Here is a 24,133-nt window from a genome sequence, read left to right as displayed (position 1 = left end):
TGCCGCCGCAAGCCGATCCATGCGCTAATTCAGAGCAACGCCTCGTACCGGTCTCCGATCTTTTCAATTTCGAAATCCGCCGCCCTGCTTTTCAGGATCGCGGCGGTTGTCGGCTGGTCGAGCATTCCGGCCATCGCCACTGCCAGGGCCGCGGCATCGCCGACCGGCACCAGGGCGCCGAAGCGGCCGTCATCAAGTATTTCGCGCGGGCCGTGCGGCGCGTCCGTGGAGACCACCGGAATCCCCGCTGCCATGGCCTCGACCAGAACATTGCCGAAGCCCTCGCTGGTCGATGATAGGACGAACAAGTCAGCTACGGCGTAGCAGGCCGCCGGATCATTGACATAGCCCGCAAACAGAACGTCTGCGCCGATACCGGATTCTTCGGCATAGGCGCGCAGCTCGTCGGCCAGCGGACCCTCGCCGAAGATGACAAGCCGGGCCCGGCGGCCGGCGCGCAGCACAGCGAAGGCCCGCAGCAACGTCCAATGATCCTTAACGGGCACCAGGCGTCCGGCGGTGATGATGATGGGGCCGTCGCCCATCGCCGCGAGCTCTGCCTGCCAGGCGTAGGAGCGTTGCTGGGATGCCGCAGCCGGCGGCAGCGGGTTGTTGATGACCACGACCTTGGATTTCGGGAAGCCTCGGGCCACAAGATCGCCGCCGACACCCTCAGAAACCGCGATGGCCCTGGTGGCGCGGGCCGCAACCAGGGCCGAAAGCCAGACCGCCATTTTCGCGCCAAGGCTGCCGGAAGGCAGTGAGGCGGCGGCGTGGAAACTCGGGAAGAACCGCGCCCTGCTTCGCGCGAGGGAAAGCGCCAGCGCCACGACCAGATTGGCGAATTCCGGGGCGCTGTAGATCGCGTCGGGAGAAAGGCGGCCAAGCAGGCCCGCGCTTCGCACGATGCCTTTCAATGTCGCCCACTTGCCATAACCCTCGCCGCGAATGGGGAGGCCGAAATCGACCAGATGCACGGCAGGCGAAAGCAGGGCGGCATTGGGCCCCTGCGCGTTCCAGGTAAAAAGCGTGACGTTGTGGCCGCGCGATGCCAGCTCGTTCGCTATCAGGACGAACACACGCTCGGCGCCGCCGCCCCTGAGGCTGGCAATGTGAAAGACAATCCGCTTCGCCATTTCAGGCGCGGCTGGCAATGACGTCCGGGCGGTTCGGCGGAAGACGCATGTCGCGCACGATACCCAGGGTAATGGCGAGCAACATGCCAAGGATCATGCCGCCAATGGCCCCCAGGCCGATCATCACGACCGTGCGCGGGGGCCATGAACGGCCCTTTGGCGGCACTGCGGTGGAAATCACCTGCACATTGGTGCTGTCGATCTGTTCGCGCTCGGTTATCTGGCGTGCCCGCGACAGGAAGCTTTCATAGATAGCCGTCTTCGACGCGGCGTCACGTTCAAGTTCACGCAAGGCGACCTCGGAATCGCTATCCGAGAACACGTTGCCCTTCAAGTCATTCATCTTGGCATTGAGGGAGGCCGACGAGGTTTTGGCGGCATCGAGATTGACCTTCGCCAGGCGCAGGGTGCGCGCGTATTCGGCGCTGAGTTGCGCGCTGACCGTGTTGTACTCCGTCTTCAGCCTGACGATCGACGGATGACGGGGGCCAAAGGTCATCGACTGCGAATCGATCTGCTGGCGCAGGCCGTTGGCCGTTGCGCGCAGCGCCACAAGCGCCTCCGACGTGGCGGGACCGGAATTGGTGCCGTTTGCGCCGGCGGCAAGCAGGGCGTCGTAACTTGCCTGCGCGGCGATGACGCGCGATTGCGTCTCCACGATCTGGCCGTTGAGCTGGGTCATGGTTTGCGAGGAAACAAGCTGCCCATTGCTGGTGGCCAGATTGTGGCTGCGCCTATAGGCCTCGACCTTCTCTTCGGCCGCCTGCACATCGCTCTTGAGCTGGCCCAGCCGCCCGTCCAGCGCGGCCGCGGCACGGCTGGCGCCGGAAGCCTCGGCGCTGGCCAGCTCTTCCTGGAAAGTCTTGACGATATCCTGCGAAATCAGGATCGCCTTAGCGGGGGTTTCCGCCGATACCATCAAGGTCGTGACAAACGACTTTTCATCCGCGATGCTGCTAACCCGTTCCGCCAGGTTCTTCAGGGCGGTAAGCTTTGGGTCGGGTTTGGCGCCGTCCGTCCCTGTGCGGCTTCGGTCCGCGTCGAAGAACTCCGGGTCACTGGCCAGGTCAAGATCGTCTACAACACGTGAAAGCACGCTGCCCGAGGTCAAGATGCGCTCTTTGCTGCGCGCGCTGAGCAGCTGTCCATCGACCTGGGCCGATTGCGGGTAAAGATCATTCGGAACAACCTGAAGATTGGCGGGATTGATGAGGATGTCCGTGGTCACGGTGTAGCGCTGCTTGCTCAGCAGAGCGTAGGCACCGCCGATGATCCCGCCGGCGATTGCCAGCAGGCATACCAGAGCGAGGCCGGCGCGCAGCCAGACAAACAGACGCCCGAAATCGAGTTCGAGAAAGGTTCCGATCTTGTTGAGCGTCACCGTCGTGACGGGCTCGGCTACAGGCGGCGCCACGGGTGCAGGCGACACAGGGGCCGACGTTACAGGGGCCGACGTTACAGCGGGTGCCGCCGCATGTGCCATGATCGGCGCGGTTTGTTGCGGCTTTGGCCTGCTGGCGCGCCGCGCATTTTCGATCCGTTCATAGGGGCTAATGCCGGCGGCGGCCGCGGCTGGAGGAGGACCGGAAGCGGCGGACATCATGCTAACCCTTTAATATTCAATACGCACAGCCTGCTTTACGGAAACATCGTTAACATTTCATTTTCCAGGCGTGTCAGGCGCGTTCCGGAACAGCGATCTATCCACCCTTGGTCGGTATTCTGCCACGCCCGTCGTAGCCTGGCAAAGCGTGCAGGCGTTTCAAATGGAAATACAAGAGGTCGTCGCGAGGGCACCCGCAAGGAGCGGGCTTGGCGTCATGTCGCTGTTGATGCTGGTTGGCCTTGAAGGGGCGTGCCGAGGCGCCCATCCGGCTTTCGATAAGCGAGCAACAAGATGACGAGCAGCATGATATCCGGCGCCTTCGAAGAAAGGGCATTGTTTGACAATGCCGCGAGAATGGACGCGGCCGCTGCGATATGGGCGGCCCGAGGCGTATTGCGCAGGAGCTTGAAAAGGAACCGGAAGAAAGCAAACGCGAAGAGCAGGGCGATCGGCAGGCCGAACAAAAGCGTAAGAACGACCGGCGTGCTTTCGATGAAGGGGAGGTTGAGCTTTTCGTTGACGATCTTCAACAACTCGTTGGGATTCATGCCAAGCAGGATGTCCCTCCATTCAACGAACTTGAATACATCGTAGATCTTGACGCGCGCGTCGTAATTTTGATCAAAGAGCGTGTTGCTGAAGCGGTTCAGCAGCCCCGCCGAAAAGAGTATCGCAATCAGTATGGCGCCACCGGCCAGCGTCAGCATCAGCACCAGGAGTTTGGCCTGGCGTTGATGTCTGGGTGACAAGTCCGGCCAAGGCAGGAACACGAGCAGGAACAGGATCTCGCCGCAAGCGAGCAGCAGGGCGGTGCGCGCGCCCGAAGCGGCCGTGCCGATGAAGAGAATGAAGATGCAAAGCGCGCACACCCAGATACGCCACCGCGTCAATGCAACGAAACCTATGGCGGTGGTGCAAAGCGCGCCCAGCGCCAGCGGATGGGCCGACAGTCCGATCGGCCGAAAGTCCAGCTCAACGAGGGGATAGGGCAGGAATCGATGCTGGGTGACGGCCTCGATCGTTCCGATGATGGCGCTGAGGACGATCATGCCGACGATGACATTGCCAAGCGCCCTGCGCACATGGTCACCCAGGGCAAGCATGATCATCGCCGCGGCACAAGAGACCAGATAGGAATCGATTATGAAGCCGGCCGAGCCGGCACGGCCTATCACGAAGAGATAAGGCACCAGCCACAACAGCAGCAGCGAATATAACAATGTCGCCTTGAACAGCCTGACTTCATCGCCTTCGAGCCGAATTGGCCGGGTCGTGGCGATGACGACAAGCAGCAGAAAGATGGCATAGGTCCCGATATGCAGCTTTTCGGGAAACGACCCCCCCTCCGTCGAATAGGACATCACCATATTCATCAATTGCGGAGAGATGGTCGAGCGGAGCAGGAAAGCGAAGGCCGCGAGGAGAAAGAACAGGAGTGTGAGGGCGTCTTGGCGGCTGGCCTGCGCGGTCACGAACTGTTGCTCTGTGGGGGTGACACTCACGATTATCTGACCAGCGTTGCGGCTTGCGATTGAGATGGCAGGGGACGAACGCACCCCCGGGTACATTTTCCTGCAAGAACGTAAAGGAATATGGATAACCCGATCTTAACAGTGGCGATGCCCGGCATGGGCTATTTCATGAAGTCGGTAACCCACACTTAATTGGCCGGTCGTATTGATGGCGATGCTTTGCACGGCGCCCGACGCGCTGCCTGTGGACGGCACAATGGCATCAGGCGCCGGCAAAGCGCAGGAGATCAAGGTGAAGAAGTTCTATTCGATTCAGTATCTTCGCGCCTGCGCCGCCTTGCTGGTTCTGTTCGCACACGCCTTTTCCTATCAGATTGGCGTGGACAATCTGATTATTGTGACGGCGGGCCGCCTGGGCGTCGTTCTTTTCTTTGTCATCAGCGGTTTCATAATGGTCCATATTACGGGAGATGGTCCGTTTTCCGCTGCCACCTTCCTGAAACGCCGAGCAATCCGGATCATCCCCCTTTACTGGCTTTTCACCAGCCTCGCCGCGGTTCTGGCGGCGCTCGCGCCAAGTCTCTTCCAGAAGACCGTCTTTACGTGGCCCCACTATCTTCAGTCGCTCCTCTTCATTGTTCACGAAGCGCCTGGACGGGATAGCGCCAGTCCAATCCTCTCACTCGGCTGGACGCTCAATTACGAGGTATTTTTCTATATCGCTTTTGCGGTGTTCGCATTCCTGTCCGTGACCTCGCGCGTATTTGTGCTGACGGTCTTTTTCATTGCGATGTGGATAGCCGGGCTGTGGCTGGCTCCCACCAACCCTGTTATCCAGTTCTATCTCAACCCTTCTCCGGTGGCATTCGTCATCGGTATGTGGATAGGGCGGCGCTATTTGGACGGTGATTTCACTTCCGACATACGCCATGCTTGGATATTCGGCGTAATGACCGCTGCGGGCGGGGTGCTTTCATTCGTCGATGACGGTACGCCGCTCTTGGGTCAGATCAGCTTCGCGGGACAAGCAATGTGGGCGGCGGGCCTACTTCATCTCAGCCTCATTCTGGAGCCGAAACTCAAGCACTGGAGCCTTCTCGAGCAGTTGGGCGACGCTTCCTACGCGCTTTATCTGTCGCATATCTTCGTGATCGGCGCTGTGGCGTACCTGGCCAGACGCACCGTCGGATACGAGCATCCGACAACGGTATTGTTGGTGTCGGTGGTCAGCATCGTGGCAGCCTGCCTCGTCAGTCTGGTGATTTACGAGATGATCGAGAAGCCGATTCTTCAGACCCTGAACGGCAAAAGGAAGACGAGAAACACACCGCTTCCTCATATTGCCACGGAGAACAAATAAGCAGGCCAAGCAACGGGACGGTCACGGCTTTCAGCGCTTCAGTCAGCCCGCGCTGTCCACGACCTCGACATTGCCGGCGCGGTTAAGCGTATGAATGCCCGTGCGTGCCCATGCCGGACCCGCGCCGATCGGCCGGGGCGAGGCAAAACGGACATCGGACGCGTCGAGTCGCTCAAGCCGCATCAGCCCCAGACCACCGCCATAGGCCCTCGATCCGTTCTGCACCGGCAGCACCAGGGCATCGTCGTGGCGGATAAAGGCGCCGCCCGGCCGGGTGGCCGAATGATCGACGGCAATGGGATTGAGCGGATGGGCGACCCATGGCCCGCGCAGCGAGGGTGCGCAATAGACCGCCATCGTGTCCGACGCGCTGCCGTAGCCGAACCGCTCCGTTCCAACCAGCCAGAAGCGACCGTCGGATTCGAGCAGCGTCGCGTCGTTGAAATCCCTGTCCGTCATCAGCACCGTGTCGCGGACCCAGCGGTCGGGAAACTGCGCGGCGCGATAGAGCACAAGTTCGCGAGCCGAACCACTTTCGGGGATCATGAAAATCTCGCCATCGTGTGCGAACACCTGCGGATACGACAGGTGGTGCGCTTCCTCCAATACAACCCTTGGAACACCGAAAGTGCCATCGTCACCGAGCTCGGCGACGGAAATCACGCCGCGACTCGTCGCGTAGGGGAATTCCTCGACAAACAGATGATGGCGGCGGTCGGCCTCGAAGACGAACGGGTCGGCATAGAAGCGTTGGCCATCGTCCGGCAGGACTGTGAACGGTTTGCCGTCGAGTTGCCCGGTTTCGGCGATGCCTGGTCCGTCGATCACCCGATAGGCAACCTGCCAATAGAAGGGGCGTCGTCCCCGCCTGATTTTTTGCACGGCGCGATCGATCAAAGCCCTGCCGAAAAGGGGCACATAGTGTCGAACAAAACTGTCGTTCTTCAGGATCGGCACCGGGTTGTCGCTTACCGGCACAAGCTTGCCCGCAAAGAAGCGGGCGACGGTTTGCATGATCAGCGACATGGCGCCGGCGAGCAGGTCGTTGCAGCTTCGAGATAGCCAGAGCCTGTCTGCCAGCATCGGTCTAGCCTGGGCCACGACAACGCCATCGAGGCGAGCGCCAAGTTCAGGCAATTGTCCGCTCGCCAACATTGCGGCAACGCCGGCTGGAAAGCTGTTGCGACCGCAAAATTCGAGCCTCAGGACTGGCGCGTCTTGCCCCGTTGCGCTGGCAGTGAGATCTATGACGAGGTCCGGAGGGCCGCGATCGATGGGCGGCAACGGCTCGGACCGGCCCGCCAGCGAGGGACCGAAACGCCGGCTCTCGATCGCCAAGACAGTGTCCAGCCCCCGAGCGGTTGGCGCCGGCGCCGGCGCGTGGCAACTCGAGACCACATAACCTGCCGCACCCAACCGCATGAAAAGCTCATTTTCCCAGCGCCGGGATGCGACGGCGTGGCCGATGATTAAAATATTAGTCAACCCAAGTTATTCTCGTTAAAGCAAAAAATGGCTTTGCTCTGGTATCTTTCCCCACAGTTCCTGGCAAGGGTTGCCCAAGGGGGGCTGCGGACTCTAGCGTTAATCATACGTTAATTTTTTTGAATACGAAGGCGGTTCAGGGCGCTATTGTTAGGCTGAAAGCACATGTCAGCCGGGCGCCCACGCTTTCGGTGACCAGGGTCAACCATGAACGCCGTTTCACATCCGAACTTGCCCTCAAGGCGAAAACTGCTGATCGTGTTCGGCACGAGGCCGGAGGCGCTCAAATGTTTTCCGGTGGCGCGGGCCGCGCTCGCCCATCCAGGCTTCACCACGGAAATATGTGTGACGGGCCAGCATCGCGAGATGGTCGATCAGGTCATTGAACTGACGGGCCTGCCGGTGCACTACGATCTCAACATCATGCAGCCAGGTCAGACGTTGTTCGACGTGACCTCGCGCGTGCTTCTCGGAATGGCGGGGGTGCTGGAGAAGGCGAAGCCGGACATCGTCATCGTCCAGGGCGACACAACCACCGCGATGACCGCGGCTCTAGCTGCCTTCTACAAGCGCATTCCGGTTGCCCATATCGAGGCGGGATTGCGCAGCCACAACATCAACTCTCCCTTTCCGGAGGAACTGAACCGTAAGATTGCCGGCAACATCGCCACCTGGCATTTTGCGCCGACCACCGAGGCGCGCGACAATCTCATCGCCGAAGGAAAGGCTGCGAACACCATCTTCGTAACCGGCAATACCGTGATCGACACGCTGCTGCATTTCTCCAGCGAGATCGATGCCGACAAGCTGATGAACGCCGAGCTCGCCGCTCGTTTCCCCTTCATCGATCCGACCAAGAAAATGATCCTCGTCACCGGTCATCGCCGTGAGAATTTCGATGGCGGCATCCAGAGAATCTGCACCGCGCTGAAGGCATTGTCGGCGCGCAGGGATGTGCAGATCATCTACCCGGTCCATCCCAACCCGAATGTGCGCTCCGTGGTCGACGCCGAAATCGGGACGGTGCCGAACATCCACCTGATCGACCCGCAGGACTATTTGCCATTCCTGTACCTGCAGAAACAGAGCTACCTGGTGTTGACCGACAGCGGCGGCGTGCAGGAAGAGGCGCCTTCACTCGGCAAGCCGGTGCTGGTGATGCGGGAAAACACGGAGCGACCCGAAGGGATCGCCGCTGGTACTGCCCGGCTGGTCGGCACCGATATCGAAAAAATTCTGGCCAATGCCAATAGCCTGCTCGATGATGAGAGCGTCTATCGCGGCATGGCGGAGAGGCACAACCCATACGGCGATGGCCAAGCTGCGAGCCGGATCGTTGAGGAATTGCTGAATCATGGCTGAAATCAAAACCGTTTCCGTTATCGGCATGGGCTATATCGGCCTGCCGACCTGTGCCATTTTTGCCAGCCGCGGACTCGATGTCATCGGTGTCGATGTGAACGAGGCGGTGGTCGCGAAGGTCAACCGCGGCGAAATTCACATCATCGAACCGGACCTGGATGGTTTGATCCAGAAAGTCGTCGCCAATGGCAAGCTCAAGGCATTCAGCACGCCTCAGCCGGCCGATGCCTATATTATCGCCGTTCCAACTCCGATCACCCCGGACCGCAAGCCGGATGTCAGCTACGTGCTTGCGGCAGCGCGAAGCATCGCTCCGGTGCTAAAACGGGACGACCTGGTGGTGCTGGAATCAACATCGCCGGTCGGCACGACGCGCGTCATGACAGCGCTGCTCGCGGAACTGCGACCCGATCTCAAATTTCCCGTCGCGCATGGCGAGGAAGCTGACGTCCTGGTCGCCTACTCTCCCGAGCGCGTGCTGCCGGGAAAGGTGCTGACCGAGCTGATCAACAATGATCGCTCGATCGGCGGACTGTCCCGAAAGTCTTCGGAGCGGACAGCGGCACTCTATTCAAGCTTCGTCGCCGGCGACCTGTTCATAACCCAGGCCGAAAGCGCGGAACTGGTTAAGCTGACCGAAAATGCGTTCCGCGATGTCAATATCGCCTTCGCCAATGAGCTTGCGGCGGTGTGCCAGGATCTGTCGCTCAATGTCTGGGAGGTAATCGATCTCGCCAACCGGCATCCTCGCGTGAACATCCTGCAGCCGAGCCCGGGCGTGGGCGGCCACTGCATTGCGATCGATCCGTATTTTATCATCGACGCCGCACCGAACAATACGCGGCTGATCAGTTCGGCACGGCGCATCAATTCCGAGCGACCCTTGTCGGTGGTCAGGGACATCGAGGCATTGCTCGACCCGACCCGCAAGCAGACGATCGCCTGTCTTGGCCTCAGCTTCAAACCCAATATCGACGATATGCGCGAGAGCCCGGCTGTCGAGGTTGTTAAGCTTCTGTCCAAGATTCCCAATATCAAGATCGTCGCTGCCGAGCCCAATGCGCGTCAGTTGCCACACGAGCTCGAGGGCAGCGGCGTCATGTTCACCGATGCACTTTCCGCTATTGACCAATCCGATATCGTCGTCCTGCTGGTCGACCATCGACAATTCAATCTGATCGATCCCGAAGCGCTCAAGGACAAGAAGCTCGTCGACACACGGGGCCTGTGGACCTGGCGCAAGGCGCGCAAGCCCGACGCCCGCATCGAAGGCAAGAAATCCGAAATGGAACGCTCGCAGTCTCTCGCTCGCACCGGAGAAGCGGCATGAACTCGCATGACCCGGCATGGGCGCAACACTCTCTATTGGCATCACGCCGCCGCGAGTTTCTCGGTGCGACCATCCATGCGCTGACCATGGCCGAGACGCTGGCCATCGCAGACGAGGCGATGGCGACGCGGCGACCGCTTCATCATGTTGTCGTGAACGTCGCCAAGCTTGTGAACATGCGCAAGAATGCCGAACTGCGCGAGGATGTCGTCGGGGCGGATATGGTCAATGTCGACGGCAAAGGCGTGCTTTGGGGCGCGCGGCTCTGCGGCGTCGAGTTGCCGGAGCGTGTGACCGGCGTCGACGTCATGATCAACCTGCTTGCGCTGTGCGCCAGGCGTGGCTATCGCCCCTACCTTCTGGGCGCTGAACAGCACATTCTCGACGCAGTTGAAAGCCGACTTGCCAGAGATCATCCGAGCCTGGCCATTGCCGGCCGGCGCAATGGGTATTTCAAGGCGGAGGAAGAGGCCGCGATCGTCGAGGCCATCAACGCTTCAGGTGCCGACTGTCTGTTTGTGGCGATGCCGACGCCGAGCAAGGAGCGCTTTCTCAAGCGCTATCGCGACGTACTCGCTCCGAGTTTCGTCATGGGCGTGGGCGGCAGCTTCGACGTCTATGGTGGAAAGGTCGCCCGGGCACCGAGACTGGTTCAGGCGGCGGGCCTGGAGTGGCTGTTTCGCGTGGCGCAGGAGCCGCGACGCTTGTGGCGCCGCTACTACGATACCAACACCGCCTATGCACTGCTGCTGTGGCGTGAGTTCTGGTCTCGCCGGGGACGCCGAAACGTCAATCCGTAGGCTCGCGACTTTCAGACAAGCATGCCTCATAGCGCGGGATTTATGCGATCCGGAGCCGTACCCTTAGCTTGCCGATGAACTGCGTCACGGCCGCGGGGTGAAACAACCAGGTCAGTCCCAGGAAAGCCGCAGCGCCGGCGACACCGCCCGCCGCGAGCGGAAAGATCGCCGGCATATTGCCCAGCCCAGTGCTGGCAAGGCTGGCGGCCAGTCCGGTGCAGATAGAAATGATGACCGAGACAGCGATGTCGCGCCAGGGAACCGGCACCGGCGTGAGCCTCTCGGCGATGACGATGCAGGCTGCAAGACCTGCCAGCGATCCGCCCGCCAACGCCAACGCCGCGCCAACCTCCGCCATGGTGGGGATCAACAGAAAAGACAGTGAAATCGTTGCCACCGAGCCGAAGGAATTGGCGATGATCAGCAACCACGGCCGCTTATGTGCGTGCACCACGACGCCATAAACGAAGCTTGTGAGATTAGCACATAGAACGCTGAAGGCGATGATCGGAAACAGCAGACCGAAGCGACCATGATATTCCGCGGGCAGCAGGAGTCGCGTGATGTCGCCGCTGAGCGCGATAAGCATTGCTGCGACCGGCAGGCAAAGGCGTATCATCAAGGCCATGAGTTGCGACAACAACCGCCCGGACGCCTCGGATCCCTCTTCGTCGAAGCGGCTGACCACTTCTGGAAATGCGCCCATGTTGATTGCGTTGGCGACCATATCGATCGGCTGCCGAGCCAATGCGTAGGCGGCTGCGAAGACGGCCACCGCGCCGGCATCGTAGTAGAGCTTGAGGAAGACGCGTTCAGCGCTGTTGAGACCGAAACCGACCAGCGCCATGATGACCAGGGGCACGCCGAGGGCAAAAAACTCCTTGTGGGTGAAGCGCGGCGGGCCGCCAATAACGCGCCCGGATGCCACCACGCACGCCACGATGCCGGCAATCAGCACGGCGAGGCTCGAGCCGAGCGATACCGTCAGAAACGAGCGTTGGAAGATAAGGATGGCGGCGATCGGCAAGGCGAGTTGCAGCAGGCCGCGCAGATATTCAAGCATCGAATAGAGGGAATGACGCTGCTGCATTTGCAGCACCGTCAACGCGAACCGGCTGATGGAGCCGGCAATCAGATAGCTGCAGACGGCGATTGCAAATTCGATCCAACGCTCCGGCACGATCACCGCCGAGGCGATCACGGATATGATCAGGGCCAGCACCGTGGTGGCAAGCAATACCTGTCCGGCAAGCATCAGGCTGCCACGGCTGACGTCGCCTTTTCCACCAAGCCGCAGCAAGGCAATGCGCAGCCAGTTGGTAACGGCAACATCCGTCATTTCGCCCACGGTGACCACCAGGGTCAGCAGGCCATACTCGGTCTGGTCGATCAACCGCGTCATGACGACCAGCAGGAGCAGAGCGGAGACCCGCGTCAGCAGAATAGCTGGGCCATAGATGAGCGTGGAACGGAGCAGCAAAGGGTTGTCCCCGGAAAATTTGCCGTCGATTAACCGTTGACCGACGGGAATTCCAGCATGATGACGGCAAAGGGTGAACGGATACAGTTTGAACCAAAAGATTTGTCGTAAACCTTTTTTGGAACGTTTGCTTTACGGTCACCCGGCATCCGCAATCCAAATGGTGTCATGTTGCAGCGTCTCGCCCACAATAGAAAAATACATGTCTTGGTCGCAACGCCCTCGGGCGTTTCGGGACAAGGCGGCATCGACCGGATCATGGGGGCGCTGAAGCAGGAGTTCGAACGGCAAGAGATCGCCGACATCGATCTGCGCTTTCTTTCCAGCCGTGGCCCGGGACATGTCGGGCTTTCGATCTTCTACATGCTTGGTTTTTGCGCGCGGATGCTTGCGGCCCGCCTCGACAGACGCGCCGACGTCATTCACATCAATATATCGGTCTCCGGCAGCACCTATCGCAAGATGATGATCGCCGCCTGCGCCAGGCTGTTGTCGATACCATATGTCCTTCATCTGCATGGGGCGCAGTATCAGACATTCTGGAAAGATGATCATAGTTTTATGAGCCGCCGTATCAGGGCTCTGTTCGAGCATGCCGGCCGGGTGATTGTCCTGGGCGGGCTTTGGCGCGATTTCGTCGCCAGCCGGGCACCGGGGAGCGGCGGCAATATTGTCATCGTTCCCAACGCCACGGCAGTTCCTTCCCTGGCGCATGTCGGCGGAGGCGATCACGTGCACATCCTGTTCCTCGGCCGCATCGGCGAGCGAAAGGGCGTGCCGCAGTTGGGCGAGGCGCTGGAGCGGATGAAACATCTCAGGGGTTGGCGTGCCACGATCGCCGGCGATGGTGAGGTCGAGCCGGCACGAGCGAGGTCGGTCGCTCTAGGGATTGCCGACCGTATTGCTTTTCCGGGCTGGGTGGGACCTGACGAGGTCGCATCACTGATCGCTTCGGCCGATATTCTGGTGCTCCCCTCGTTCGCCGAAAATCTGCCAATGTCGGTGATCGAAGGCATGGCGGCCGGCCTGGCTGTCGTGGCCACCCCGGTTGGCGCGGTCGAGGACATCATCACCCACGAACAATCCGGTCTGTTGGTGCCGCCCGGCGATGTGGCGGCGTTGACCGAGGCGTTAACTCGGCTGGTCGAGGATACGGCGCTGCGCGCGCGGCTTGGCGCCGCCGCCATGGCGGTGCACCGGGAAAGGCTTGAGCTTGCACCGTTTGTCGACGCGATCTGCGATGTCTGGAGATCGGTCGCGTCCGAGGCGCGATCGGTCAAGCGCTGACGCTGTCCTTCATTGTCGTCACTGCGGCGGGCCAAGCGCGAATTCGCGGTGGAATATCTCCAGGTTCAAAAGCGCCCATATCAGTTTTTCGTGGTCCGCGGCGCGCTCGGCGTGCTCCCTGACAATCTGGTCCAGCTTCTTGGCGCTCAAATAGCTACGGATGACCGAATGGGACGAACACAGATGGTCCCGTACATAATCGCTCATCGGCCCGCGGAACCATTCGGCGACGGGCACCTTGAAGCCGATCTTTGGGCGGTTGAGGACCTCGTCGGGAACCATGCCGGCCATGCAGTCGCGCAGGATCTGTTTGCTGTGCAGGAGGCCCAGCCTGTAACGATCGGGCAGTTGGCTGACGAAGGAAACCAGATCGCGATCAAGGAATGGCATTCGCCCCTCGATTGAACCGGCCATCATCACTCGGTCGCCCCGTTCCAAGAGGTTGTCGGGCAACCACGATGTCTGATCAAAAAACAACACACGGCGCAGATGAGATTCCGTCACACTCGAAGAGAACGGGAAATCGTTGCAGTCATGGCCGCAAGTGGCCAACCCACCGAGGAGCGAATCGCGTTCCCGCGCCGTCATGGCTCCAAACCAGGAGATCATCCGGGTGGCAAAGTCCCGTTCACCCGCGCTTCGGGCAAATATGTCGAACTTGGCCGATGCGCCGGGCAATGCGCGCATCAAAGGGGCGAGGAGATTGTTGTGAAGCGACGCTGGAACAAGTGACCGGTAGACACCCGCCAGAGACTCTGCGCGATGTTTGGGGTAGCCGCCGAGAATCTCGTCCGCCCCTTCGCCCGTAAGCACCATCTTGACGTCCCGCGAGGCTCGAACCGACATCAGGTAAATTGGAATGTCCGTACTTTGTGAAACAGGTGCCCCCCGATGGCGGACCATCTTGGGCAGATGAGTCATCAGGTCATCCGCCTGGATGACGATTTCGCAATGATCGGTATTGAAATGATCGGCGACGCGCCGGGCGAATGGAAGCTCGCTGTAAGCCTGTTCGCTGAAACCGACCGAAAACGTACGAATGGGGTTGTCGCTGTGCCTGGTCATCAGGGCAACGATTGCCGACGAGTCGAGCCCCCCGGATAGAAAGGCGCCAAACGGCGCATCACTGCGCATCCTGATCTCGACAGAACGGTCGAGCAATTCCAGAAATCGTCGCTTGGCGGTTCCTGGATCGATATCCGCTGTCAGATCGGTGTGATCCGGGGGCGCATAATAGCGCGTTTCCGTTACTTCCCCTTGCGACCACACAGCGTAGCTTCCCGGGTTGAGCTTGCGGATCTGTTTGAAAAGCGTCCGCGGTCCAGGCACGTAACGCCAGGTCAGATACTCGCGCACTCCATCCAGATCGAGCTGCTGGCCATCTGGCTGCGCAGACAACAACGCGCTGATCTCCGAGGCAAACGAGAGCAAATTTCTGCCTTGCATGAGGTAAAGGGGTTTTTTTCCAAAGGGGTCGCGGGCGAGGATCAATTCGCGCCGTTGAGCGTCCCACAGCGCAAAAGCGAACATCCCGCTCAATCGGTCGAACATGGCCAGGCGCCACTGGTCATAAGCCCTGAGCAGCACTTCCGTGTCGGAGCGTGTGCGAAAACGGTGACCGAGACCGATCAACTCCTCACGCAGCTCGATGTAGTTGTATATTTCGCCGTTGAAAATAATCCGGAGCCGTCCGTCCTCGGTCTGCATCGGCTGATTTGAATCGGCGTTTAAGTCAATAATCGCCAGGCGGCGATGCACCAATGCCAACTGGTCCTCGCCTGTATTCAGGTCCAAGAGTTCGATGCCTTCGGCATCGGGACCACGATGCTGCAAGGCATTCGACATCCCGACGGCCCGATCTTGTGGCTTCTCGACCCTGCGCCCAATCCAGCCGGCAATTCCGCACATTCTTTCCCTTGGCCCTTTTTCCCTTGTTTGCGTATGATTGAGGACACCAATCTACAGCGAATATATTAAATAGCTGCTCGGTGGAGTGATTTTAAAACTGAGCCTGATTTGGTTCGATCAGGCCCTCTCGGCTGCAACTGAGACGACAGTCCTTGGGTTTCCACGCGATTGATCGCCAGCAACAAGGCAGACCGCTCGAACCGATCCTGACCCGATGACGAGTTATGGCAGGCCTAGTGCCCGCAACATCTCCCGGTCCGGGATCGCAGGCCCCTTGGGTTGGAGAACACTCATTCCGTAAGGATTGGAGAATTCCCAGGCCGACCACGGCATCGCGAAACGTTCCGCCTCTCTGCGCACTGCCATGAGATAGCGCAGGCGATCAGCATCGAAAGCTCCCATGCGGCCATCCGCAGACATCAGGATAACGCCGAATTCGCCCACGAACAGGCGTCTGCTCGCTATGCCATGGGCTTCAGCCCAGTCGACCGCCTGACGGAAACCCGCTTCGAGCTGGCTCTGCCCCCAATTCTGCTCAAAGTATCGGGCGATCGTTTCACGCGCCGAGGCCATGTTCATCACCTCTTCGATCTGGCTCAAGCCGGCGGCGTCCATCTGCGCCTTGAGGGTTTCGGCGACCACTTCGGGCGTGCTGGCGTCGGCAGGCCAGGGAAGGCCGGAGGAGAAAGCGTTCTTGTCATCGGCCCGCTGGTGCGTGAAGCTGTGCGGATCATACATGTGGAAACTGTAATAGACGTTGGGGTCGTCGAAGTTGGGGTCCAGGTTGACCAGTCCCGCGATGCTCCCGCCGCAGGCGCCGGTCGCGACGATGGTGAGTTCGCTGCTGACGGCGCGAATATCGCGAACCGTGCCTGCCATGATCCGCTGCCAGTCATCGCTGCCGCTTGAATCGCAAGGGTAGTAGGCGGGCTCGTTATAGGGCTCGAGGGCGACCTTGTCGGCGCCAATTTTGATCAGCATGGCAGCCACCGCCACTACCATTTTGCGATAGCGGGCAACACCCTCGCTGTCGGCCCCGCCATAGATCATTTCCATGCTGTAGGCCGGAACCTGGCTGACGCCATGCAGATCGAAAACCACCTTGAGCCCGCTTGAAACGACCCGCTGCACCGCAGCGGCAAGCATGTCCAGCGCCTGTTGTCGTTTGGCGCCCTCGCTGGCAAGCAGAGGGCCAGGGTCGACACTCAGCCGGACAAAGTCGAAGCCCATGGATCGAATGCGATCAAACTGGTCGCCGTCCGGCCAATCGGTGAGCGGCCTGCCGCCCGCAAGCCATTCCTTCTCGCTGCGATAGGGCGGCCATTTGTAGGAACCATCTTTCTCCACCGGCGACCAGTTGAGCCATTCATGGACGCCGACGCCGCGCTCAAGCGGGATCGGCGCCGCCTCGGCTGACATAGCCATGCCAAGCGCGCACGCTATGACGTAGACAACTTTTCTCATCGCAAAACTCCGCGTCATGGCCGAAGATATTAACCGCGGGAACGGAAAAGAGGATGCCGCCACACGCTTTTTCGACGGGATGGTGTATGAGGATCAAAATCTTGGCGGAGCGCGGATGAGGGTCGGGTGGTATTTCAACCGATTACGCAGCATGGAGTTGGCCGAGATATTGCATCGGTTGGACGAGCAGCGCCGGAGGACCGTTTCGCGCCGCCGCGACGACGGCTGGCAGCGCTATGCGTCGCCGCAGTTGCACCCGGTGCTGCACGGATTGCGGAATGCTGTGCCGGCCGCTGCGACACCAGCCCAGCGGCAAGCTGTCGAGGCGGCTGCGCAAAACACTCTTCGGGGCCAGTTTTCAGCACTTGGGCAGACCTGGCCACAGCGAGACCCCCATACTCTCTTTCCCCCCGAGCTCTGGCGCCTTGATCCGGTGACCGGCCGGCTTTGGCCGGGCCCCGAGACCCATACTTTCGATATCGATTTTCGCCATGCCACCGGCCGTGGCGATGTAAAATATGTTTGGGAAATCAACCGGCTGCAGCAACTGCCGCCACTGGCTGCCCATCTGCTTCTCACCGGCGATGATCAATCCCGTGCGGCCATCGAGGCGGCGATCGAGAGCTGGCATTTCGCCAACCCACCATTTCGGGGCGTTGGCTGGGCCTCGGGCATCGAGGTCGCGCTACGAGCCATCAGCCTGATTGTCACGCTCGACCTCGTCGGCGACCGGCTTGGCGCGGCGACGCGAGAAAAAGTAGGTGAAATACTGGCGGCAAGCGCCTATTGGCTGCCGCGGTTTCCCTCCCGTTTTTCGTCCGCCAACAACCATCTCGTCGCGGAATTGGCTGGCGAATATTTGATCGGTCTGGCTTTCGGGGCCGAGGTGGCTCGCGAGTCGCTCCTGGCTGAGGTGCTCAAACAGATCCTGGCCGATGGCGCCGGGGCCGAGCAGACCCCGACCTACGCCGCCTTCAGTGCCGAGCTTTTCCTGCTGTGCGCTGCGGCGGCGCGCCAGGCCGGACTGCCTTTTCCCCAGCCCGTCGAAGCGCGTTTGGCCGCTTTCGCCAATTTCGCAGGCTGGCTCCCGCCGAAAGCCAGCGGCTTCGGCGACAATGATGAAGGCCGCGTGATCACGGTGGGGGGCGAAACCGATTATGTCGGATCGGTCGCGGCCGCCATCCATGGTTTTCTACGGATGCCGGGCAGCGCACCGGAGCCTGGCGATTTTCGCGCGCTTTTCTTCGGCGCGCCACCGCGGCCGGCGCCGGTGCCGAATGGATTGCATACATTCACGCAAGGCGGGCTCTCCGTCTGGCGCGGCGAGATGAATGGTCGCAACGTCCATCTGACATACGACCACGGCCCGCTGGGCTACCTTTCGATAGCGGCGCACGGTCATGCCGACGCGCTGTCGCTCACCCTGTGCATTGACGGCGATCCGGTGCTGGTCGACCCCGGCACATGGCTCTATGGTTCGGGGGGAGGCTGGCGCGACTGGTTCCGCTCGACGCCGGCGCACAACACGCTGAACCTAGAGGGTAAAAGCCAAAGCATCATCTCCGGGGCGTTCAACTGGTCGCACAAGGCGGTTGCGACATTGGTGGAGAGCGAGCCGGGGCCGCACTGGAGGCTGTGTGCCCGACATGACGGGTACAAAGGCCGCTTCGGCGTTGTGCATCAACGCGCCGTGACACGCGATGGCGACGGCATCCTCGTGACCGACCAACTGCTCGGCGGCAGCCGCGTCGCTGAGATCGTCTTCCAACTCGCCGCCGACCTCCACGCCAACAGGGATGGAAACATTGTCACGATATTGCGCGGCGCTGAACCTTTGATGACTATCCACTTTCCAGACGCAGCGATCCACATCCGTTCCGGCGGCGACACACCGGGCCAGGGCGGCTGGGTTTCGCCGCGTTTTGGTGCAAGGCAGCCAGCCGAACGCCTCGCATGGCGTGGCCAAGTAGGCGAAAAGGGAGTAGTCATCCGGCTCGCGCCAAGTCCGCCGCAGACCCGATAACGGGCAGGTTGCAGGCGCAGCGTTCGACATTAATTACGTTCAGATATTTAGCGGTTTTGACACCGTTGATCTGCTAATTTGGCCATGATTGTTCTGCCAGTCGCATCCCGATACACAGTTGCGGGCAGCATATGATGGGCCTGGCAATATGTGCTTCGCGACGAGCCGGATCACCATTTCACCACCTAGGAGCCACTGCATCGATGTTTTCGGAATTCGCCAGAGTGATCGTGGAAAAACTCTCACACATCAATCTGCTGACACTCGGTCTCCTGTTGCTCACGGCGCTGGGGAGCGCGGTGGTCGCCTACTGGCGAACGGTCGAACAGAAATCCTTCCGGGACTTTTTCGACTTCGCCTTTCCCGCGGAAGTCATCATGCACCCATCGGCGCGAGCGGACGCATTGTTCTGGATCACGAAAAGGCTGGTGATGCCCTTCCTGCTCATTCCCGCCGGTGTCACTTTCGTTGCCGCCATGGGATATGCAACAAACCAGGCAGTCGGCTGGCTCTTCAGCATCTCGCAACCGCTGATACCCGGCCCCGCCGGCCCAGTGACGATCATCCTCTTCACCGCAACCATGCTCGTTGCTTACGATATCTCCTACTACCTATATCACGTTGCCCAGCACCGTTTTCCGTTCCTGTGGGAATTGCACAAGGTGCATCATTCGGCCGAAGTGATGGTTGGGATCACCAAGGACCGGGTTCACCCCCTGGACGATCTGATGAACCGGATCTGGGACGGCGTCATACCGGGGATCAGTTTCGGCTTGTGGAGCCTGATTGCGCTTAATCCGGTCGAGATCGCCATATTTGGCATCAACGTCTATGTCATTCGCAACATTCTCATGATGGACTTTGTTCGCCACACGCATCTGAAGATTTCCTTCGGCCGGTTGAACGGCGTCATCTTGTGTCCGCACTGGCACCAGGTGCATCACAGTGTCGACCCTCGCCACTACGACAAGAATTTCGGGCTGCTTTTTTCATTCTGGGATCGCATATTCGGAACGCAGTTCATCCCGGATCCGGACGAAGACCTCAAGTTTGGGCTGATAGATCGCGACGTACGCGACTATCAGTCGCTTTTTGGACTTTACGTGCTGCCGCTCAAGAAAATGGCAAACCATATCGTGCGACTTTTTCAAAAGCGCATCGATGTCGCGCGGCCGCAGGACCGTCTCCAACCATGAACAAAATGGCTTCGATTGACGCTGTTGGCGCGGAGCGACTGGAAATCGTCAGTTCGACGGATCGCCTGGCCGCCATCGAAACCGAATGGGTAGACCTATGGCATCGTACCGATGCACTGATCTTTCAGAGCCATGCCTGGGTTTCGGCATGGTGGAGCACCGTGCGCGACCGCGACCGGCGCTCGCTGCGGATCGGCCTGGTATGGAGCGATGACAGGCTGGTCGCTGTCATTCCCCTGGCGATCGGCAGACGAAAAGGACTTCGGCTCCTCGAATGGGCCGCCAATAGCTATACGGACTATGGTGATATTCTTGTCGCGCCGGAATGCTCCCTATCGGCCCTCCAGAACCTCTGGAACCGGATCTGTTCGGCGGGTGGCTTCGATCTTGCTTTTATCAATCGTCTGTCGCCGGATGCGGCAGCCCGCAGGATTTTTACACCGGGCTCTTCCAGCGGCGTCAAGCTTCGCGCCAATCACCGGGAGGAAGTCAGTTATCGCGTCGCTGGACAGTGGGCCAGCGGAGCAGCATGGCTGGCGGACCAGCCGAAAAAGATGCGCCAGAACTATCGGCGCGGCATCAAGATACTGGAAGAAACAGGCGAAGTGAAATTCCGCCTCCTGTCGGCCGACGAGCCGCTGCAGCCATTGCTGGAGCGACTGTCGGCGCTGAAGCGCAGATGGCTGGAAAAGCACACGCGTGAATCCGACCTTTTCGAAGAGGGCGAGCCGGTTCTTGCCGCCCTGGTGGACGCGCTGTCACGCGCCGGTGTGCTGCGCATTTTCGTACTTGAATGCAATGGTGCGATGGTCGCGGTTTCCATCAACATCGTCCAGCACAACGTCATGATGGCATTCGTTACCACCTACGACCCTGATTTTAGCCGAGCGTCGCCGGGTGCGGTCCTGATTACGGAGTATATACAGTGGTCGTTTGATCACGGCTTGGGATTGGTCGATTTCCTCTGTGGCGGAGAGGCCTTCAAACATAGGTTTGCAACACAGGCCGTTACCCTCCAATCCATTCTTGGGGCACGCACTGTGCAGGGCGCGCTCGCTTCTCTCGCTGATCGTATCTGTCAGACGATCCGCGTACGCTCACGCGGATTGGCGTCGGCGAATCCAGAGCGCCCGCCCGATGAGACTGCTTAATTTAGCTGGATAACTTGGGCATAAGCCGCCGAGCGTTGAGGGCTGGCGTGCGACATGGGCGCGCCATTCGAAAATCCGCGTCGATTGCGCCTCGGAATCGGGACCGAATGGGTCCGCAGGTGCAGACTTCAATTCCCGCAAATCACGTCTCTCGAGGCGCAGTTTGTCGTCTGCGAAGCGTTGCAACACGTTCGTTGGCGTCACAACGGTAGCAGGCTAGGTCCTGAGAATCATTGAAGATTTTTTCGGACAGGGCGCTACCATAGGTCGGCGTTTTTACTATGATTTCAGTACCTTAGGTAGGCTGGTAGCGGGAGAGGGACTTGAACCCCCGACCCCAGGATTATGATTCCCGTGCTCTAACCAACTGAGCTACCCCGCCAGGGCGGCGAAAGGCCCGAAATCCGCCTTAAATCGAAAGGCATTTCGAGGCGTTCGCCAAGGTCGCGCGGATATAAGGTTGGGAGGGCGAGCCTGTCAAGCATCGATGCGCGAGGGGCGCCGGCATATTGTCGCCGGTAAAAGCTTTGCCGGGCTGGCATCTCCGGTAAGCCACCGGGGTTGAGTTCGACGGGGCACGCCGCTATGTCTCGGCCAAGAAATTAGAGTTTGAAGCTGATGAAGCCGCGCATTGCAGTCCTCGGTTGCGGATACTGGGGCAGCAACCACATCCGCACCCTCAAGGCGCTCGGCGCGCTGCATGCGGTTTCCGATGCCAATCGGGCGCGGGCCGAAGGCTTTGCCAGCGAGCAGGACTGCCTGGCGATCGAGCCCGACCAGCTGTTCGTGCGTGATGATATCGACGCCATCGTCATGGCGCTGCCGCCGCAGTTCCATGCCGATCTTGCCGTTCGCGCCGCTGAGGCCGGCAAGGACGTGCTGGTGGAAAAGCCGATTGCGTTGACCGTGCCCGACGCCGAGCGCGCCGTGCAGGCGGCCAGGGACAATGGCCGCGTGTTCATGGTCGGCCATGTCTTGCGCTTCCATCCCGCCTTCGAGACGCTGAAGGCGCTGATCGACAATGGCGAGCTCGGCGAGGTCCGCTACATCCACTCGCACCGGCTCGGCCTCGGCAAATTCCACACCGAGAACGACGCACTGTGGGATCTGGCGCCGCACGATCTGTCGATGATCCTGGCCATCACCGGCACCGAGCCGATCGAGGTCAGGGGCGAGGGGGCGGCACTCCTCGACAATCTCAGCGATTTCGCGCATCTGCACATGCGTTTTCCCAACGGGCTGCGCAGCCATCTCTTCACCTCGCGGCTCAATCCCTATCGCGAGCGGCGGCTGACCGTGGTCGGCACCAAGGCGATGGCGGTGTTCGACGATGTCGAGCCCTGGGAGCGCAAGCTGGCCGTCTACCGCCACGCGGTGTGGCAGGACAGCGGCCAGTGGGCCTTCACCACCAACGAGCCGTCCTATGTCGCGGTCGGCCAGGGGATGCCGCTGACGCGCGAGCTCAAGCACTTTATCCAGTGTATCGAGACGCGGGCCGAGCCGCGCACCAGCGGCGAGGAAGCCATCAGGGTGCTGCGCATCCTGACGGCGGGTACAGTCACGCACACAAAGTCCTGAGACCGTTTCGAAACTCTGCTTTTAAGGCAGATCGAAACTAAAACTGTCTCCGAGAGGGTAGTGTTTACTCTGCGGGAATCTGCGCCGGCCTGGCTGCGAGCCGGCTGAGCATGGCTTCGGCCTCGGCGCCGCGCTCGGAGCGCTCGATGAAGCCGCCGCCGAAGACGCGGGCTTCGTTGCCGTCGTCGGAATAGAGCACGCAGGCCTGTCCGGGCGCGATGCCGGACTCGCCGTCGACCAGTTCGACAAAGGTGCTGCCGGCGCGGTGATGCAGCACGGCCGGGCGCGGCGGCCGCGTCGAGCGGACCTTGGCGAACAGCTCCATGCCGGCGGCCGGAATGTCGGACAGCGCGCGATCGCCCAGCCAGTTCATGTTGCGCAGATAGATCTTGTGGGTCTCCAGCGCCTCGCGCGGGCCGACGATGACACGGGCCCGGTCGGCGTCGAGATGGACGACGTAAAGCGGCTCGCCCGAGGCGATGCCGATGCCGCGGCGCTGGCCGATCGTATAGCGCAGGATGCCGTCATGGCGACCGAGCACGCGGCCGTCGATATGGACGATGTCGCCTGGGTTGGCGGCAGCTGGCTTCAGCTTGGCGATGATGTCGGAATATTTGCCCTGGGGCACGAAGCAGATGTCCTGACTGTCCTGCTTGGCGGCAACGGTCAGCCGCATTTCTTCGGCGATGGCCCGCACCGCAGGCTTGGACAGCCCACCCAGCGGAAAGCGCAGATAGTCGATCTGCGCCTGCGTGGTGGCAAACAGGAAATAGCTCTGGTCGCGGTCGGCATCGACGGGCCGGAATAGCGCGCGGTGGGCGCCATTGGCCCCGGAGCGGATATAGTGGCCGGTGGCGAGCGCATCGGCGCCAAGGTCCTTGGCGGTGGCCAAAAGGTCGGCGAACTTCACCGTCTGATTGCAAGAGACGCACGGAATGGGCGTTTCGCCGGCGACGTAGCTTTCGGCAAACGGGTCGATGACCGCCTTACGGAAGCGCTCCTCATAGTCGAGCACGTAATGCGGAATGCCCAGTGTCTCGGAAACGCGGCGGGCATCGTCAATGTCCTGGCCGGCGCAGCACGACCCGGCCCGGTGCGTTGCGGCGCCATGGTCGTAGAGCTGCAGCGTGACGCCGACGACATCATAGCCTTCGCGCTTCAAAAGGCCGGCAACGACAGACGAATCCACACCGCCCGACATGGCGACGACGATGCGGGTGTTTTGCGGGCTGGCGGGAAGGTCGAGGCTGTTCATGGTTCTTTCGTTCTGCGCGGCGCTTCAATGGCAGTGGCGCGAATATAGGTCAACCACACCAGCGGCGCTAGCTTTGCGGCGGTGCCGATTTTGCGGGAAAATTGCGCGCCTGCCCGCCGTTGCCTCAAATGCCGATAAAAAGACTAACGCGGCGTTCATGATCCTTACCTACTCATTAGGGTTCGCTTAGGCAATTTTTAAAGCTGTGGCGGTAATGTGGTGGGGATTGGGTCTTTGAGT

At 60.5% G+C, this 24,133-nt stretch carries 17 protein-coding genes and 1 tRNA gene; 9 read left to right on the top strand and 9 right to left on the bottom strand.

Going from position 1 to position 24,133, the window contains the following annotated elements:
* Positions 1–29: 29 nt before the first annotated feature.
* The 3 genes from ACYG9Z_RS07650 to ACYG9Z_RS07640 form a co-directional block, all read right to left on the bottom strand.
* Positions 30–1,136 carry a glycosyltransferase gene (locus tag ACYG9Z_RS07650; RefSeq protein ID WP_023671792.1) on the bottom strand — a complete coding sequence of 369 codons (1,107 nt, stop codon included), beginning with the start codon at positions 1,134–1,136 and terminating at the stop codon, positions 30–32.
* A 1-nt stretch (position 1,137) separates the two neighbouring features.
* Positions 1,138–2,736: a GumC family protein gene (locus ACYG9Z_RS07645; RefSeq protein ID WP_031243977.1), complete on the bottom strand. Its 1,599-nt coding sequence runs from the start codon at positions 2,734–2,736 to the stop codon at positions 1,138–1,140.
* Between the two features lie 218 nt (positions 2,737–2,954).
* Positions 2,955–4,214 (bottom strand): VpsF family polysaccharide biosynthesis protein, encoded by a 1,260-nt coding sequence (locus ACYG9Z_RS07640; RefSeq protein ID WP_023751290.1) that lies wholly within the window; start codon positions 4,212–4,214, stop codon positions 2,955–2,957.
* A gap of 256 nt (positions 4,215–4,470) precedes the next feature.
* On the opposite strand from ACYG9Z_RS07640, the gene ACYG9Z_RS07635 reads away from it, so the two are divergent.
* On the top strand, positions 4,471–5,574 hold the full coding sequence (locus ACYG9Z_RS07635; RefSeq protein WP_196814872.1) for an acyltransferase family protein: 1,104 nt from the start codon (positions 4,471–4,473) through the stop codon (positions 5,572–5,574).
* Positions 5,575–5,616: 42 nt separating this feature from the next.
* Here ACYG9Z_RS07635 and ACYG9Z_RS07630 read toward each other — a convergent pair whose 3' ends face one another.
* The gene (locus ACYG9Z_RS07630; protein WP_460223151.1) at positions 5,617–6,912 is read right to left on the bottom strand and encodes a glucosamine inositolphosphorylceramide transferase family protein; all 1,296 of its coding nucleotides are present in this window, start codon (positions 6,910–6,912) and stop codon (positions 5,617–5,619) included.
* Between the two features lie 354 nt (positions 6,913–7,266).
* Between ACYG9Z_RS07630 and wecB the strand changes: the two genes are divergently transcribed.
* From wecB to ACYG9Z_RS07615, 3 genes are all read left to right on the top strand, one after another.
* Entirely contained in the window at positions 7,267–8,421 is a 1,155-nt protein-coding gene (wecB, locus tag ACYG9Z_RS07625; protein ID WP_023751288.1) for a non-hydrolyzing UDP-N-acetylglucosamine 2-epimerase, read from the top strand.
* Positions 8,414–9,751, top strand: a complete 1,338-nt coding sequence (gene wecC / locus ACYG9Z_RS07620; RefSeq protein ID WP_023683437.1) for a UDP-N-acetyl-D-mannosamine dehydrogenase — start codon at positions 8,414–8,416, stop codon at positions 9,749–9,751. The genes wecB and wecC overlap by 8 nt, the downstream gene beginning before the upstream one ends.
* Positions 9,752–9,837: 86 nt before the next feature.
* The gene (locus ACYG9Z_RS07615; protein ID WP_245259843.1) at positions 9,838–10,551 is read left to right on the top strand and encodes a WecB/TagA/CpsF family glycosyltransferase; all 714 of its coding nucleotides are present in this window, start codon (positions 9,838–9,840) and stop codon (positions 10,549–10,551) included.
* 40 nt (positions 10,552–10,591) lie between these two features.
* Here ACYG9Z_RS07615 and ACYG9Z_RS07610 read toward each other — a convergent pair whose 3' ends face one another.
* The gene (locus ACYG9Z_RS07610) at positions 10,592–12,031 is read right to left on the bottom strand and encodes a lipopolysaccharide biosynthesis protein (RefSeq protein ID WP_023683435.1); all 1,440 of its coding nucleotides are present in this window, start codon (positions 12,029–12,031) and stop codon (positions 10,592–10,594) included.
* A gap of 168 nt (positions 12,032–12,199) precedes the next feature.
* Between ACYG9Z_RS07610 and ACYG9Z_RS07605 the strand changes: the two genes are divergently transcribed.
* Positions 12,200–13,318, top strand: a complete 1,119-nt coding sequence (locus tag ACYG9Z_RS07605; protein WP_031197598.1) for a glycosyltransferase — start codon at positions 12,200–12,202, stop codon at positions 13,316–13,318.
* A gap of 18 nt (positions 13,319–13,336) precedes the next feature.
* Here the strand turns inward: ACYG9Z_RS07605 and asnB are convergent, their stop codons facing one another.
* Together asnB and ACYG9Z_RS07595 are read right to left on the bottom strand one after the other, a co-directional pair.
* On the bottom strand, positions 13,337–15,226 hold the full coding sequence (gene asnB / locus ACYG9Z_RS07600; RefSeq protein WP_023713988.1) for an asparagine synthase (glutamine-hydrolyzing): 1,890 nt from the start codon (positions 15,224–15,226) through the stop codon (positions 13,337–13,339).
* A gap of 222 nt (positions 15,227–15,448) precedes the next feature.
* Positions 15,449–16,690 carry a glycoside hydrolase family 5 protein gene (locus tag ACYG9Z_RS07595; RefSeq protein ID WP_031243975.1) on the bottom strand — a complete coding sequence of 414 codons (1,242 nt, stop codon included), beginning with the start codon at positions 16,688–16,690 and terminating at the stop codon, positions 15,449–15,451.
* 16 nt (positions 16,691–16,706) lie between these two features.
* Here ACYG9Z_RS07595 and ACYG9Z_RS07590 point away from each other — a divergent pair, with 16 nt between their 5' ends.
* The 3 genes from ACYG9Z_RS07590 to ACYG9Z_RS07580 all read left to right on the top strand — a co-directional run bounded on the left by ACYG9Z_RS07590 (position 16,707) and on the right by ACYG9Z_RS07580 (position 21,060).
* On the top strand, positions 16,707–18,713 hold the full coding sequence (locus ACYG9Z_RS07590; RefSeq protein WP_245259842.1) for a heparinase II/III family protein: 2,007 nt from the start codon (positions 16,707–16,709) through the stop codon (positions 18,711–18,713).
* Positions 18,714–18,916: 203 nt separating this feature from the next.
* Positions 18,917–19,909, top strand: a complete 993-nt coding sequence (locus ACYG9Z_RS07585) for a sterol desaturase family protein (RefSeq protein ID WP_023751285.1) — start codon at positions 18,917–18,919, stop codon at positions 19,907–19,909.
* Positions 19,906–21,060 carry a GNAT family N-acetyltransferase gene (locus ACYG9Z_RS07580; protein ID WP_023751284.1) on the top strand — a complete coding sequence of 385 codons (1,155 nt, stop codon included), beginning with the start codon at positions 19,906–19,908 and terminating at the stop codon, positions 21,058–21,060. Before ACYG9Z_RS07585 ends, ACYG9Z_RS07580 begins: the two co-directional genes overlap by 4 nt.
* Before the next feature lie 305 nt (positions 21,061–21,365).
* Here ACYG9Z_RS07580 and ACYG9Z_RS07575 read toward each other — a convergent pair.
* A tRNA-Met gene (locus tag ACYG9Z_RS07575) sits at positions 21,366–21,442 on the bottom strand.
* A gap of 236 nt (positions 21,443–21,678) precedes the next feature.
* Between ACYG9Z_RS07575 and ACYG9Z_RS07570 the strand changes: the two genes are divergently transcribed.
* On the top strand, positions 21,679–22,638 hold the full coding sequence (locus tag ACYG9Z_RS07570; protein ID WP_023695851.1) for a Gfo/Idh/MocA family protein: 960 nt from the start codon (positions 21,679–21,681) through the stop codon (positions 22,636–22,638).
* A gap of 64 nt (positions 22,639–22,702) precedes the next feature.
* Here ACYG9Z_RS07570 and mnmA read toward each other — a convergent pair whose 3' ends face one another.
* The gene (gene mnmA / locus ACYG9Z_RS07565) at positions 22,703–23,893 is read right to left on the bottom strand and encodes a tRNA 2-thiouridine(34) synthase MnmA (protein ID WP_023669942.1); all 1,191 of its coding nucleotides are present in this window, start codon (positions 23,891–23,893) and stop codon (positions 22,703–22,705) included.
* Between the last annotated feature and the right edge of the window lie 240 nt (positions 23,894–24,133).

The sequence above is a fragment of the Mesorhizobium sp. RSR380A genome, from assembly GCF_054719385.1.
This window is presented reverse-complemented; position numbering and strand designations above follow the sequence as displayed.

Excerpts from the sequence above, each read along its gene's own strand:
- ACYG9Z_RS07585 (WP_023751285.1), top strand. The coding sequence starts at position 18,917 with ATGTTTTCGGAATTCGCCAGAGTGATCGTGGAAAAACTCTCACACATC.
- ACYG9Z_RS07645 (WP_031243977.1), bottom strand. The coding sequence starts at position 2,736 with ATGTCCGCCGCTTCCGGTCCTCCTCCAGCCGCGGCCGCCGCCGGCATT.
- wecC (WP_023683437.1), top strand. The coding sequence starts at position 8,414 with ATGGCTGAAATCAAAACCGTTTCCGTTATCGGCATGGGCTATATCGGC.
- ACYG9Z_RS07595 (WP_031243975.1), bottom strand. The coding sequence starts at position 16,690 with ATGAGAAAAGTTGTCTACGTCATAGCGTGCGCGCTTGGCATGGCTATG.
- ACYG9Z_RS07570 (WP_023695851.1), top strand. The coding sequence starts at position 21,679 with ATGAAGCCGCGCATTGCAGTCCTCGGTTGCGGATACTGGGGCAGCAAC.
- ACYG9Z_RS07615 (WP_245259843.1), top strand. The coding sequence starts at position 9,838 with ATGGCCGAGACGCTGGCCATCGCAGACGAGGCGATGGCGACGCGGCGA.
- ACYG9Z_RS07580 (WP_023751284.1), top strand. The coding sequence starts at position 19,906 with ATGAACAAAATGGCTTCGATTGACGCTGTTGGCGCGGAGCGACTGGAA.
- ACYG9Z_RS07650 (WP_023671792.1), bottom strand. The coding sequence starts at position 1,136 with ATGGCGAAGCGGATTGTCTTTCACATTGCCAGCCTCAGGGGCGGCGGC.
- asnB (WP_023713988.1), bottom strand. The coding sequence starts at position 15,226 with ATGTGCGGAATTGCCGGCTGGATTGGGCGCAGGGTCGAGAAGCCACAA.
- ACYG9Z_RS07590 (WP_245259842.1), top strand. The coding sequence starts at position 16,707 with ATGGCCGAAGATATTAACCGCGGGAACGGAAAAGAGGATGCCGCCACA.
- ACYG9Z_RS07635 (WP_196814872.1), top strand. The coding sequence starts at position 4,471 with ATGGCATCAGGCGCCGGCAAAGCGCAGGAGATCAAGGTGAAGAAGTTC.
- ACYG9Z_RS07605 (WP_031197598.1), top strand. The coding sequence starts at position 12,200 with ATGTTGCAGCGTCTCGCCCACAATAGAAAAATACATGTCTTGGTCGCA.
- wecB (WP_023751288.1), top strand. The coding sequence starts at position 7,267 with ATGAACGCCGTTTCACATCCGAACTTGCCCTCAAGGCGAAAACTGCTG.
- mnmA (WP_023669942.1), bottom strand. The coding sequence starts at position 23,893 with ATGAACAGCCTCGACCTTCCCGCCAGCCCGCAAAACACCCGCATCGTC.